This window comes from Blautia sp. AM42-2, assembly GCF_003480245.1.
In the GTDB taxonomy this organism is placed as follows: domain Bacteria; phylum Bacillota; class Clostridia; order Lachnospirales; family Lachnospiraceae; genus Fusicatenibacter; species Fusicatenibacter saccharivorans.
In genome coordinates this window covers 109,948-122,862 of record NZ_QUIM01000004.1, presented here as the reverse complement: position 1 = coordinate 122,862, position 12,915 = coordinate 109,948, and the positions used below count along the sequence as shown (strand labels likewise).

Sequence of the window (12,915 nt, the reverse complement as noted above, 5' to 3'; positions counted from 1 at the left end):
CTCTCTTTCAATCTATTTCATCTTCTTTTATCCCAAACACAGTCAGTACCTGACGCGGTGAAATTCCGAGTCCACCAACACTGATCAGCGTATCCTCTGCCTCCAGCAGAAGATTTTCCTTCTGGAATCTGACGATCATGCGGCCACCACTCAAACCGTCCATCCGCCGAATCTCCATCTCGAGCGTATTTAGCGTACGCCATGCAGCAGAACCAGCATAAATATGGCCATCCGCTTCACTATAGGCGAAATCCCGGCGCATGGAGAGGACAAATTCCTTTTCTTTCCCGCCTTCTTGTACTTTCCAGTACATCTTATCGCAGCCAAAAGCGAATCGCATCTCCTGAATCGGGCTTGTCTCCAGCGAAAACAGACCGCTTCCGCCGATCAGAATTTCTGCGGAATCCGGCAGCTGCTGGTTCCCCATCAGCGGAGCAGATACATAAACATGCTTGCTTACCTTCTCTTCCATAAACGGATTTCTCGTTCCTCTGCGCGGCGGCAGAGCCAGATCTGCGGTACGCTCTTTTACTGCACCGGCAAGCGGGGACGGTGGCAGCTCTCCTGCCTCTTTCTTCACATACGGGATCAGTTCCTCCTGCAGTGCGCTCAACTCCTCCTGAGTCTGTTCTGTTGCTGTTGTCAGGATCACAATCAGATCGAGATCCGGGAACACAACGCCGAACTGACCGTACGCACCATCTGCGCGGAAGGAACCCGGATAACGGCACATCCAGCACTGATAGCCGTAGCCCTGCGCCCAGTCTTTTACGTGGCCTTCCGAATCGCCCTCCGTCTCAATCTGCTTGCGGCAGGCGCGTTCAAACCAGTCTTTTCGAAGCAGCTGCTTTCCTTCCCACTCACCCTGTCTGGACAGAAAATACGTGAATTTTGCCATATCCTCCGTTACCATCTTCATACCGCCGCCGCCAAGCTCCGTTCCGTCTCCGAGCAGCGCACAGGTAAGGGATGTGATGCCAAGCGGCTCCAGCAGACGGGATTTCAGAAATTCTGTGACGTTCTGTCCCGTTTTTTTCCTCAGAACGGCAGCCAGCATGTTAGTTCCGGCTGTATTGTATTTATAAAACGTTCCCGGCTCATGGAGCACCGGATGATGAAGAAAGGTAGAAATCCAGTTTTCGGAATTGTCCATAATCTCCGTCTCGTGACCACAGCCCATAATCAACAGGTGATGCAGTGTGATCTTTTTGAGATTTTCGGATGGGTTTTCCGGCAGCAGGTCCGGAAAGATATCGACAATTTTCTCATCCAGCGATAAGATTCCTTCCTGCTCTGCAAAACCAATCGCCGTTGCTGTCAACGATTTGCTGAACGAATACAGTGGATGACGGAATTTTTCATCATACGGCTTCCACCAGCCCTTCGCCGCACACTGTCCATGGCGGATCACCATAAAGCTGTGCAGCTCAATCTGGTTCTCTTCGATTCGGTCGAGAAAATTCAAAATTCCTTTGGAGCTGATTCCAGCTGATTCCGGTGTCACATCTTTAAAGTATCCCATTTTGCTTTTCCCCTTTCTTTCAGCCCTTATGCATCAATTTCGTAAAGTTCAACGGAAAGATCGCCCTTCCAGCTTACACGGTCGTACGGTGTCTCCGGATAAACCACTGTGGAAATAGCATCTACGCCATCCTCAGCAAACAATTCCAGAATGGAAACATCAAAAACAAGCTCCAGATTCCATGCTCCGTCTTTCTTTCTCGCTGCGGTGCTGATGGAATATTTTTCCGTCATGAAGTGCTCACTGAATTCTTTGTAGCCCGCCATGGTACGGTCAACCGTGATTTTGGTGTCAGTTACATAAATCTTCAATTTCTGTCCCACTGAGTTTTTCAGACAAATTTTCGCATCTCCTTTTCCGGAAACCTTCAATCCAAAGGTCTCTGTGCGGATCGTTGTATGATTCTCGATCGGATAGCTGCTGTGGCGAAATTTTTCCAGTCCGGCCGGAGCAGCCACGAGGGTCAGCGCACCATCTACTTCTGTCAGGGACAGCTTTCTCGCCAGGGTTGCCTGGCCACAGTACTCTTCTGTCGGAGTCTGTGCTGCATACTGCCAGTTCATACCCCATCCCATCAGCAGAACATCTTTCGCATTCTGGAATGTAACGGCTGCATAGTTGTCGAAGCCTTCATCCAGCCATCTTGGCTCATCGGATGGATAGGTGCAGAGGAATTTTTCTCCATCGAAATCACCCAGGAAATACTGCATTTTGCAGTGGTCGTCCTCGGAGGCTTTTGTCATGCTGACAACAAGAACCCATACATTTTTTCCTTTATACTCAATCGGGAACAGATCCGGGCATTCCCACACCCCCTTCGCATGATTTCCTTCCGGTCCGAATTCTCCTGTTTTCTCCCAGTTTTTCATATTCTGGGATGCATAGAAGAAGACACGGTCCTGCGCTGCAAGAACAAGGCTCCAGCATCTTCTGACCGGATTCCAGAACGCTTTCGGGTCACGAAAATCGGAAATTCCCGGGTTTTTGATGACCGGATTCAGATAGGACTTTTCAAAGTGCCGGCCCTTATCATTGCTGTATGCAATACTCTGCTGTTCCAAACCGTCTTTGTGATGGCTGGTATAAATAGCAATGATCGGCGGATTTTCATTGGTACCATACTCAGAAGAATTCTGCGTATCATACACAGCACTTCCCGAGAAGATAAATCCCAGTTCATCCGGATAAAGTGCGATCGGCTGATGCTCCCAGTGAATCAGGTCGCGTGATGTTGCATGGCCCCAGTGCATCGGTCCCCAGCTGGTATCATACGGGTACTTCTGATAAAAGAAGTGGTACACGCCATCTACATAAACCATGCCATTCGGGTCGTTCATCCAGCCTTCTTCCGGTGAAAAGTGAATTTTCGGTCTGTAATCTCTTTTTTTCATCATTTTTGTAAAACCTCCCAAGATAAACAACGGTCTGCAAAACCACTTCCATCGGCTTTGCAGACATCCGTCGTTTTTATTTATAGTAACGCTTCAGAGTCCCATCTCGATTCTGCCATGCTGCATCGTTACCGTTTATAAATGTTCCATCCCCTATTTTTTAATAGTGTACATTTTCACTTCCAGATCTCCGTCTGTGGAAACCACCTGATACGGAGCATCCGGGTAAACGCATACGGAAGCGGTCTCCAGACCACCATCTGCATAAATCTCCAGATAGGAAACGTCAAAAATAATCTCCATGTTGACATTTCCGCGCATGTAACGTTTTGTTGTAGATACCAGCAGATCCTCTTTTTTGAAGAGCTTCGGATCTACATCATCAAAGTAACTAAGGTCGCCGCTCTTAGAGCGGTCCACCGTGATGCTGTCCACCGTTACCTCGATGACTACTTCCTCACCTCTGCTGTTTTTCAGCGCAATTCTTCCGAAATTGCCCTGCACGAGAAGTCCAAAGCTCTCGGTCAGCAGCGGCTTCTGATTTCCGATCGGGAAGGCACCCGCACGGTACTCATCGATCCCGAACGGTTTTGTTTTCAGGCGGTAGCCCTCCTCGGTCTCACAAAGTGAAAGTTCTCTTGGCAGTGTCATCAGACCGGAATACTCACCGGTCGGAACAAAGTTCGCGTAGAGCGGATTAACGCCCCATCCAAGGTAAACCGGACGGTCGTAGTTTCCATACGTTACACCGGCATAATTGTCGAATCCGAAATCAATCCACAGCGGCTCGTCTGTGATCTCGGTGCACTGGAAGGTATCTCCGTCAAAATCACCGACGAAATACTGTATATTGGCACGGCCTTCGGTTCCCGGATGTATCATGCTGACTATCAGAATCCATTTGAATCCGTCAAATTCATTTCCTGTTTTAGCACGGATCAGATCGGTGCATTCCCATACAGTCGGCACTTTATTGACACCGACACCGAACTCGCCTGTTTTCTTCCAGTTTTTCAAATCCTGGGATGCGTAAAACTCTGCGTGGTCGCCGGATGCCAGAACAAGGCTCCAGCAGTCCTTTTTGTCATTCCAGAAGACGCGTGGATCACGGAAATCCGGTGTGCCCGGGTTTTCGATCACCGGGTTGCCATAATATTTTTCAAAATGCTTTCCCTGATCCAGGCTGTATGCAATACACTGCTGCTCCAGGCCCGTTTCCATATTGTGCGCCGTGTAGACAGCCACCATCGGTTTCTCACCGTATTTCGCAAATCCGCTGGTGTTATTTTCATCGTATGCCATACTTCCGGAGTACATCGTTCCGATCTCATCCGGGTACAGGGCGACCGGCAGATGCTCCCAGTGAATCAGGTCTTTCGATACTGCATGACCCCAGTGCATCGGTCCCCATACAACGTCATTTGGGTTATGCTGATAATACAGATGCCAGATACCATCGATATAAATCAGTCCGTTCGGATCGTTGTTCCAGTTTTTCTCCGGTGTAAAATGAATGTTCGGTCTAAAATCTCTTTTTCCCTGTTTACTCATAGGATCCCTCTTTTCCTGTTCTCTCTTTTCCTATTTTATCTTTTTCCATTTGGAACTTCAACAAAAAAGAAATAAGAACGAAATAATCTTCTTTTTAAATATGGCCATGTTATATGGGATACAACATGGCCACATTTGGAATTTCTTTAGTTATAGAACATTAATTGCAAATCGTTTACGTTACTGTTTTTTCGTAATCGCTTTTCGCCCGATTTTTAGTTTGCTGCAGAAGCTGCTCGATCTACTGCGCCCTGGTAAATCTCAACCAGTTCGCTCAAACCAGCGCCCTCAAGCTCTGTCTTATAGGACTCCCAGCTTGCATCATCAACGCCGCCGGTTACCCATGTAGTGATGTAACGGTCAACGATATCGGAGACGGTCGGCTGAATCTGTGCCAGACGCTGAATCTCTTCCTGGGTCATCAGAACACGCGGAATGGTGTCATACTCTTCCATGATGTCATCTTTACCGTTTTCTTTCTGCATCTCGAGAAGTTTTACAGCATCGAAGGTGTAGCCGCAAACGGTGTCATAGTACTCGTTCTGAACGATCATAGAACCACGGCAGGTTGTGGAGTTTACACGAGCCTCACCAAAGTTCTTATATTCCGGATTCAGAGGTTTGTAGTTTCCGTTTTCATCGAGCGGTGTACGAAGAACGCCGTCTTCGTCTTTCTCATAGTTGTATCCGATTGCGCCCCAGTTAGATGTAACAGAGATTTCCGGATCGCCTACCATGTAATCTACAAATCTTGCAACAACGTGCGGGAATTTGCAGGTCGTTGTGATTGCTGTATCGGAAGAATCCTGCAGCTCAGAGTAGTTGCACTCGAAACCGGTCATACCGTCTTCGCCCTGCAGTCTCGGAACTGCTACGTACTGATCATGTACTTCCTGGTTTGTAATTTCCTGATCGCCCCAAACACCGAAGGAACCGATCTTTGCAACATTCTCTTTGATCAGAGAAGATTTGAATGACATACTTTCATCTGCCTCGAAGGAACCGTTCCAGATCAGTCCTTCTTCATACAGCATGTTGAAAAATTCTGCTGTTTTCTTGAATGCTTCGTCTGTTGCAGTGAACGTAACTTTTCCGTCAACCATTCTTAAGTGATCCGCATAGGAGTTTCCTCCGCAGTAGGAGTCAGCGCATCCGAATGCACCTGTGAAACGATAGAACAGGTTGTAGGAACCAAAGGTATCGGTTGCGCCGAACCAGGTTGCCATCGGGATTTCATCGTCTTCGCCGTTTCCGTTCAGATCGCCGCCGTCGCGGATTGCTTTCAGGCAGTCTACCCACTCGTCTACGGTTGTCGGCACTTCTTTGCCTACTTTATCCAGCCATGTTTTGTTGATCACGAATGGTCCAGGTGTTAATACAAGACCTTTCATTTCCTCTACGTACGGGAATCCATATTTATGGCCGTTCGGAGCGGTGATCTCAAGCTGATACTGCTCATTGTCATCGAGGAATGCTTTCAGGTTCGGCATATACTCTTCGATCAGGCCTTCGGTCGGAAGGAATACATCCTGGTCTGCGTACTGAACTACGGTGTTTCCGGATTTACCATCGCCGAAGTTCCAGAATACATCCGGAAGATCCTGTCCGGAAGAAAGCATCAGATTGATTTTCTCTGTTGCGCTCTCCTGCGGGATCGGCTGCCAGTCAAACTCTACTCCTGTGTCCTCGAACCATTTCTGGCACATAGCCAGGTCGCCTACTTCTACAGTTCTGTCTGCAGAGTTTACGATCAGAGCGGAAATTTTTCCGTATTTCTCTTCGAATTTTGCCGGATCTTTGATGATCGGAAGGGTACCGTCGAGCTGGATGATTCCCTCATCTACTGCTTCCTGCTCTTCTGCTGTGAGACCTGTGTCACCTGCTTCTGTACCGGATGCAGAGGTGGTGTCTCCTCCTGTGCTTCCTGCACCGGAGCTGCTTGAGCTGCCGGAGCTGTTTCCACAGCCTGCGAGCATGCTGGTTACCATAAGGCTTGCCAGTAATACGGATACGATTTTTTTCTTCATATTGTTCCTCCTTTATTTTGCTGCCTTTTCCGGCAGTGAAATACGTTAGTATTTTTGTATTCCTACACATAAACCATGTCTGCTATATCCATGAATTCTACAACAATAAATTTTCTGTTCTGCATCAGCCCTTGACTGCACCGATCGTAACACCTTTTGCGAAGTATTTCTGCAGGAAAGGATATACGCACAGAAGCGGGAATGCGGAAACAACTACGACACAGTATTTTAACTGCTCAGCCAGTTTCTGTTTTGTTACCATCTCAGAAGCACTACTTCCCATCTGGTTGGACTGGTTCATCAGTACCAAGTTTCGAAGAACGACCTGAAGAGGCATCTTGCTGTCATCCTGCAGGAACATCAGTGCGTTGAAGAACTGGTTCCACATTGCGGTTGCATAGAACAGACACATAACTGCGATGATCGTTTTCGACAGCGGAATTGCAATTTTGAAGAAGAATCCAAAATCGCTGCAGCCGTCGATTTTTGCTGCTTCGAGAAGCTCGACCGGAATACCACTTTCAAAGAAGGAGCGGCATACGATCAGGTTGTAAGCGGACACTGCTACCGGAAGGACCATAGCCCATGTTGTGTTGTAGATGTGCAGCTGCTGTACGGTTAAGTACATCGGAATCATACCGCCGCTGAAGAACATCGTGAAGGTGAACAGGAACATAATCGGTTTTCTTCCTACCATATCGTATCTGGAAAGTGCATAGCCGGCCGGAATGGTGCAGACCAGGGAAATCAGCGTTCCTAATACGGTATATTTGATGGTGTTTGCATAGCCGGTCCAGAGCGGCTGGTATTTCAGTGTGGTTTCATATCCGTTGGTGTACCACGCTTCCGGATAGAGAAGAATTTTACCGGAGCTTACAACAACCGGGTCTGTAACAGATGCCAGAAGCACGTAATACAGAGGATATACAATTGCAATACAGACAAGGATCATGATGACGGTATTGATCACGGTAAAGACCTTGTCTCCCGTACTCATTTTTACTTTTTTCTTTTTCACAGTGTTATTATTTGCCATTTTTCAAGCCCCCTGACTCTTAGAAAATACTGATATCGCTGGTCTTCTTTGCAACTGCGTTTGTGATAACCAGAATAATGAAGTTTACAACGGAGTTAAATAAGCCAACGGCTGTCGCAAAACTGTACTGTGCGGTCTGGAGACCTACTTTGTATACGTATGTCGAAATGATCTCACTGACGGTTGTGTTGGTACCGTTCTGCATCAGATAAGCTTTCTCATATCCCACGTTCATAATGTTACCTACCTGAAGGATCAGCATCAGGATGATGGTCGGCATAATCAGAGGTAAATCAATGTAAAGGATCTTCTGAAATCTGGAAGCACCATCCATCGTTGCTGCTTCGTAATATTCCGGGCTGATTGCGGTCAGTGCTGCGATGAAGATGATGGCGTTGAATCCCATCGTCTGCCAGATGTTACTTCCGATGAAGAGTTTGCGGAAGTACTCCGGAAGGCTGGTGAACATGATTGCTTTTCCGCCGGCTCCCATAACTGCGTGGTTTACAAGACCGTTTGCGGAAAACAGTACGGAAATCAGGCTGACTACAACTACGTTTGACATAAAGTACGGTGCGTAGGAGATGGTCTGGATGATTCGTCTCGGTCCGCTTCTCTGTACCTGGTTCAGTAAGAGTGCGAAGATAACCGGAATCGGGAATCCGATGATCAGGCTCTCCAGACTGATGACGATCGTGTTCTTGATTGCCGTCATGGCAATACTGGTACTGAAGAACATCTTGAAATACTTGAAGATCGGATCTGCCCACGGACTTCCCATGATTCCCATGCGGCCTTTAAAATCTTTAAAGGCGATGATCAGGCCGTACATTGGATAGTAAGCAAAAACGATCAGCCAGATCAGTGCAGGAATCAGCAGGATGTACAGCTGCCAGCACGAGAGCGCTTTTTTCAATTTTCCACTTTCTGCCGTTTTCGGCGATGACGTTTTTTTCTTCATAGTTCCCTCCTTATTTCTCTAAAAGCTTTACCAACCGCTTTTCGTTCCACATTTGCATCGTTTCCGTTTTGGCACTTTGCCTTGTGGAACCTGTTCCATACCTGTATCATAGTACGCAGTTCGCCCAATGTCAACAAATCATCAATATTTTTTCGTCATTTTCAATATTTTCACAATTTTTATTTTGTGTTTTTGTGCAATATGCATCCTGTTTTTCATAAAATTCACACTTATCTTCTTTCTTCTCCCATTCTCCTGTTCCACATGTTCCGCTGTTCCATGCTTTTCCTGTTCCATATGTTCCACTTTTCCGTTTTTCACTATTTTTTCGACAATTGCAACTGTTTCAGCAGCGATTTCATATCCTTTTGCTCAGTCTTTCTGCCCTTTTGCCGTATATAAGTTGGTTTTATTTCATTTTTATTTTATACATGAAAAAGAGACACCCTTTCTTTTCAGATCGAGTGTCTCTGATATCTGTTCTTCTTCTGTTCTATCGCAATCCCGGAAAATGATGCAAAATTCGGTAATTCCCTGTTTTGTTATCTTCAGGTACTTTCTCCTTTTCGGAAGGTCACATCCACAATCTGCTCCATCTCCTCAATCTTCTTTCCGTCAATCATGCGGATGATTGTGTCCACGCTCCGCTTTGCGATTTCCGGCACATTCTGACAGACCGTCGTCAGCTCCGGTGTCAAAAAGCGGGTAAAATCCAGGCCGTCGTAGCCAACCACCTTCAGTTTTTTCGGAATCTTAATCCCTTTTTTCTGCAGCATCTTCATGCACGCTGCCGCTGTGACATCGGCTGTAAAGAGTCCATCAATTCCATCAAAATGGCTGATGTATTTTTTCCAGATCGTCGGGCCGCTCTGAAAATTCAGAATCTTGCTTCCGGCATCAATCGCTGTAATTTTACATTTATGCTGTTTGCAGACTTCCGCAAACCGTCGGTAACGATCCATGGAGCAACCACGCTCTGTTGCACTCGATGCAAAATAGAGCACATTCTTACATCCTGCGCTCAAAAGCGCCTGCGCCGCAAGCTCACCGCCGCGCTTATGGTCGGAATGTATACACGGAATCCCTTCGGTGACGTAGCGGTCAATCATGACAATCGGACGGTGAATTTCCGCCAGGCTGACAGAAGACGGGATATCCGCACAGCAGATAATGCCGTCCATGACATTTCGCTGCAGCATTTCCACAAATTCCTCGATGCGGTTCGGATTGTCCCCAACCTCGCAGAGCATGCACTTGTAGCCATTGGTGTACAGATTATTCTCGACATGTTTCACCAGAGATGCCATAAACGGATGTGAAAGATTCTTAACAACAATTCCGATAAAACCGGACTTGTTGCGGAACAGGTTCTGGGCAAGCTCATTTGGTTTATAGTTCAGTTCCTCCACTGCCTGCATGATCTTCTGTTTTGTTTCATCGGAAATATACCCGCTCCCATTGAGTGCACGGGATACCGTTCCGATTCCTACTCCCGCTTTGATCGCGACATCTCTAATACTTGCCATAGTTTCTCCTAACTCCTATTCTGACACTGGGCTGTTTTCTCTGACTCGTTCCGGCTTTTCCCCCGCTGCCAGTCTGTGGAGCCCGTTCCACAATGCTTGATTACTTTTATTTTAAAGCACCGCAATCTACAAATCAAGTTAAAAGCTGAAAATTTAAGTACAAAAAACAAGCGACTGTTTGGATCATTTCCCTTTTTCTGGTGAAACCATCCAAACAGCCTCCTGTGTTTTTGTCACTTTTGTCTTATTTTCCAAAAACGCTCATTCATGCGGGCATGCTTTGCGATTTTTCTGGAATTTCATATGTCCCTGAACATTCAGAAACGCTTAATCGTTTTCCAACGAGATATCACCATCCTTTGTCATCAGTGTGATTCTGCCCGCTGGCTGATCCGGTACATAAGAAAAGCTCTGCTCGTCCTCCTCTTTCTGCATCAGATTCTCCATGGTATCCGGTACATCGATCTCCCCAAAATCTGTCTTTGCCGTAATTTCCAGCCGTTCCAGATCTTTTTTACCCAGTTCAAGTTCAATATCGCCGTAGGAGTTTTCCACCGACACGTCTCCGGAAAGCTTCGTATTTTGGATTTTCGCATCGCCATCCTCCAGCGTGATCGACCCATTTTCCCACGTTCCGCTCTTCAGTTCTACATCACCGTAATCTGCTTTGCATTTGATATTCTGCATGTCACATCCGAAAAGTGTGATATCTCCATCCGCATTTTGCAGTCTTCCGCTTTCCGCCTGGATGCCATTCATCTGCACATCACCGAATCCCATCGTTACCTCTATTTTTTTCAGTACCTTCTTTTCCGGTACATACAGAATCACTCCTGTTTCCGACTGTTTACCGCCACTTAAGATTTCTTCCGTAAAGTCAATATTAATGTAAATCGTATCGGACACTGCGCTTGTCTCTTCGATGCTCAGAACACCGTCCCGCACGCGATATTCCACTGCAGTCTCTCCTTTTTTCGACGGAATCCGCCAGGCGAGATAACAGGAATCGTCACCGGACGGAAGGATGTTCAGGTCGCCGATCGTAAGGTCTGCCTGCAGTTCATCAAAATCATCAAGTTTTATCTTTTCCTGTGTGGAAATGCCGTCTTCCTTCTTCGCAGAACCGCTCATCGCATTCAGATCATACGTTTCCGCGTATGCTTTTCCGCCGCTTGCCCATCCGCTGAACATCAGCACTGCACCGGCAATACAGCAGGCACATCCTGTCAGTAATGCTGTTTTTGTCCATTTTTTCATGATCTGCTTCCTCCTTTTTTCGTTACCTTACGTGTACACCACACGAACAGCCGTCCCATCCATTTTGCAAAGTATACGCCGAACACCGCGCACAGAATACTGATTCCCAGCATGAAAACGCCCATTCCGGTAATAAAGCAGAATCCGCCGAAGGAAACCGAGACTGCCAGAATGCCGCGCAGCAGCATCTTAATTCCGGCGGCCACGCCGACAACTGCAATCAGAAAGACGCTCATATCAAGCAGTGCCGCACAGAGGGCCGCGCAGAGCAGAACAATGAGAATGCTGATCAGAATCGGGGCTCCGATCGGGGCTGCAAACAGGGCGAGAATCGCGATCCAGACGACGTTGGCGCCTGTCGTTTTTTTCTTCTCTTTCTGTTTTTCTTCCTTTTCCATTGCCTCGCGTTCATCTACTTTTTTGTCCAGAAGATTCCGCATCAGCTCGGCGGCTGCCTGTTTCGGTGTTCCGAGTTCTTTGATCACGGCCTGCTCATTTTCCGGACCGGCATCTGCAAAATACTCGGTGAAGTATTCCATCGCATCTTCATAGTCGCTCTGCGGAAGCTTCCTCAGATACTTTTCCAATTGTTTCAGATATTCCCCACTCGTCATTCTTTTTTCCTCCACTCGATGATGTTGTCAATGGTGTCACGATAGGACTTCCATTCGCCCTGCAGGTACGCCATCTGTGTTTTTCCTGCTTCTGTGATCGAATAATACTTCCGTTTTCTGCCCTGGTACTCTGCGGAATACGTCGTCACGTAGCCCGCCTTTTCCAGTTTTTTCAGGATCGGGTACAGTGTCGACTCTTTGATGTCTGCAACCAGTTTGATCGTCTGGCTGATTTCATATCCATAAGAATCTTCCCGATTCACAATCGACAGGATCATAAATTCGATCAGCAGTGCTGATACCGGAAAATACATAAAAAACCACCTCCGTTAGTTTCTGATATGTAAAATATTTATATATATATAATTTATACATATCATAAGACTATGGAGGCGGTTTGTCAAGGGGAATATATAAAATTTTTACATATTCGCTGTCATGTCATCATCTGTGTTTATTTCAGGGCTTTTCCGGAACCGAATGCGTCGCCGACTTTGTCGCCCATGGCGAGATAGGTGTTGTTGACCGGGTCGAAGGCGATTGGTTTCAGTTTTTTCGGGTCGATCTTTCCGTCGGTCAGAACGCTCTCGTCTGCGCAGACGTTCACGATCTCGCCGACCAGAATGCCGTTGTCAAAGCTTTTCACTTTGCACTCCAGTGCCATCGGAAGCTCGTCGATCAGCGGCGCGTTGACGAATTCGCTCTTCGTTGCATGGAAACCGGCGCGTGCAAATTTATCTGGAACTTTTCTGCCGGACTCGATGCCGACGTAATCGCAGCCAACAACAGTATCCTCGGTTGCCATGCTGACGGTGAAGGCACCGGTTGCGGCAAGGTTGTCTGTTGTCTTGTGGTCGCCCATGCTGATGGAGATCTCATTGAAATCTGTGACTACACCCCATGCAGCATTCATGGCATCCGGGTTGCCATCTTTGTCGTATGTTGCAATAATCAGAACCGGAAGTGGATACATGTTTGGTTTTGCTCCAAAATTTATTCTGCTCATGGTTGTTCCTCCTGTTTTGCTTGA

General features: G+C 47.1%; 12 protein-coding genes. All 12 read right to left on the bottom strand.

Annotation, left to right across the window (positions count from 1 at the left end):
• Positions 1–7: 7 nt before the first annotated feature.
• The 12 genes from DW915_RS07025 to DW915_RS06975 all read right to left on the bottom strand — a co-directional run bounded on the left by DW915_RS07025 (position 8) and on the right by DW915_RS06975 (position 12,891).
• Positions 8–1,522, bottom strand: coding sequence for a serine hydrolase domain-containing protein (locus DW915_RS07025; RefSeq protein WP_118741843.1), 1,515 nt, complete (start codon positions 1,520–1,522; stop codon positions 8–10).
• Positions 1,523–1,548: 26 nt separating this feature from the next.
• Complete coding sequence (locus tag DW915_RS07020) at positions 1,549–2,916, bottom strand: glycoside hydrolase family 32 protein (protein WP_118741842.1); 1,368 nt, start codon at positions 2,914–2,916, stop codon at positions 1,549–1,551.
• A gap of 150 nt (positions 2,917–3,066) precedes the next feature.
• The gene (locus tag DW915_RS07015) at positions 3,067–4,464 is read right to left on the bottom strand and encodes a glycoside hydrolase family 32 protein (RefSeq protein ID WP_022461557.1); all 1,398 of its coding nucleotides are present in this window, start codon (positions 4,462–4,464) and stop codon (positions 3,067–3,069) included.
• Positions 4,465–4,679: 215 nt separating this feature from the next.
• Positions 4,680–6,491: an extracellular solute-binding protein gene (locus DW915_RS07010; RefSeq protein WP_022461556.1), complete on the bottom strand. Its 1,812-nt coding sequence runs from the start codon at positions 6,489–6,491 to the stop codon at positions 4,680–4,682.
• 124 nt (positions 6,492–6,615) lie between these two features.
• The gene (locus DW915_RS07005; RefSeq protein WP_082426161.1) at positions 6,616–7,527 is read right to left on the bottom strand and encodes a carbohydrate ABC transporter permease; all 912 of its coding nucleotides are present in this window, start codon (positions 7,525–7,527) and stop codon (positions 6,616–6,618) included.
• Positions 7,528–7,546: 19 nt separating this feature from the next.
• On the bottom strand, positions 7,547–8,488 hold the full coding sequence (locus tag DW915_RS07000; protein ID WP_022461554.1) for an ABC transporter permease: 942 nt from the start codon (positions 8,486–8,488) through the stop codon (positions 7,547–7,549).
• Positions 8,489–8,629: 141 nt separating this feature from the next.
• Positions 8,630–8,785, bottom strand: coding sequence for a hypothetical protein (locus DW915_RS15720; RefSeq protein WP_158565053.1), 156 nt, complete (start codon positions 8,783–8,785; stop codon positions 8,630–8,632).
• Positions 8,786–9,036: 251 nt separating this feature from the next.
• Positions 9,037–10,014 carry a LacI family DNA-binding transcriptional regulator gene (locus DW915_RS06995; protein WP_022461553.1) on the bottom strand — a complete coding sequence of 326 codons (978 nt, stop codon included), beginning with the start codon at positions 10,012–10,014 and terminating at the stop codon, positions 9,037–9,039.
• 327 nt (positions 10,015–10,341) lie between these two features.
• Positions 10,342–11,271: a DUF4097 family beta strand repeat-containing protein gene (locus DW915_RS06990; protein ID WP_022461552.1), complete on the bottom strand. Its 930-nt coding sequence runs from the start codon at positions 11,269–11,271 to the stop codon at positions 10,342–10,344.
• Positions 11,268–11,885: a DUF1700 domain-containing protein gene (locus DW915_RS06985; protein WP_022461551.1), complete on the bottom strand. Its 618-nt coding sequence runs from the start codon at positions 11,883–11,885 to the stop codon at positions 11,268–11,270. The genes DW915_RS06990 and DW915_RS06985 overlap by 4 nt, the downstream gene beginning before the upstream one ends.
• On the bottom strand, positions 11,882–12,199 hold the full coding sequence (locus DW915_RS06980; RefSeq protein WP_022461550.1) for a PadR family transcriptional regulator: 318 nt from the start codon (positions 12,197–12,199) through the stop codon (positions 11,882–11,884). Before DW915_RS06980 ends, DW915_RS06985 begins: the two co-directional genes overlap by 4 nt.
• 140 nt (positions 12,200–12,339) lie before the next feature.
• Entirely contained in the window at positions 12,340–12,891 is a 552-nt protein-coding gene (locus tag DW915_RS06975; RefSeq protein WP_117813520.1) for a flavin reductase family protein, read from the bottom strand.
• Between the last annotated feature and the right edge of the window lie 24 nt (positions 12,892–12,915).

Coding starts and splice junctions, on each gene's coding strand:
- DW915_RS07020 (WP_118741842.1), bottom strand. CDS start 2,916: ATGATGAAAAAAAGAGATTACAGACCGAAAATTCACTTTTCACCGGAA.
- DW915_RS07025 (WP_118741843.1), bottom strand. CDS start 1,522: ATGGGATACTTTAAAGATGTGACACCGGAATCAGCTGGAATCAGCTCC.
- DW915_RS07010 (WP_022461556.1), bottom strand. CDS start 6,491: ATGAAGAAAAAAATCGTATCCGTATTACTGGCAAGCCTTATGGTAACC.
- DW915_RS07015 (WP_022461557.1), bottom strand. CDS start 4,464: ATGAGTAAACAGGGAAAAAGAGATTTTAGACCGAACATTCATTTTACA.
- DW915_RS07000 (WP_022461554.1), bottom strand. CDS start 8,488: ATGAAGAAAAAAACGTCATCGCCGAAAACGGCAGAAAGTGGAAAATTG.
- DW915_RS06980 (WP_022461550.1), bottom strand. CDS start 12,199: ATGTATTTTCCGGTATCAGCACTGCTGATCGAATTTATGATCCTGTCG.
- DW915_RS15720 (WP_158565053.1), bottom strand. CDS start 8,785: ATGGAACAGGAAAAGCATGGAACAGCGGAACATGTGGAACAGGAGAAT.
- DW915_RS06995 (WP_022461553.1), bottom strand. CDS start 10,014: ATGGCAAGTATTAGAGATGTCGCGATCAAAGCGGGAGTAGGAATCGGA.
- DW915_RS07005 (WP_082426161.1), bottom strand. CDS start 7,527: ATGGCAAATAATAACACTGTGAAAAAGAAAAAAGTAAAAATGAGTACG.
- DW915_RS06990 (WP_022461552.1), bottom strand. CDS start 11,271: ATGAAAAAATGGACAAAAACAGCATTACTGACAGGATGTGCCTGCTGT.
- DW915_RS06985 (WP_022461551.1), bottom strand. CDS start 11,885: ATGACGAGTGGGGAATATCTGAAACAATTGGAAAAGTATCTGAGGAAG.
- DW915_RS06975 (WP_117813520.1), bottom strand. CDS start 12,891: ATGAGCAGAATAAATTTTGGAGCAAAACCAAACATGTATCCACTTCCG.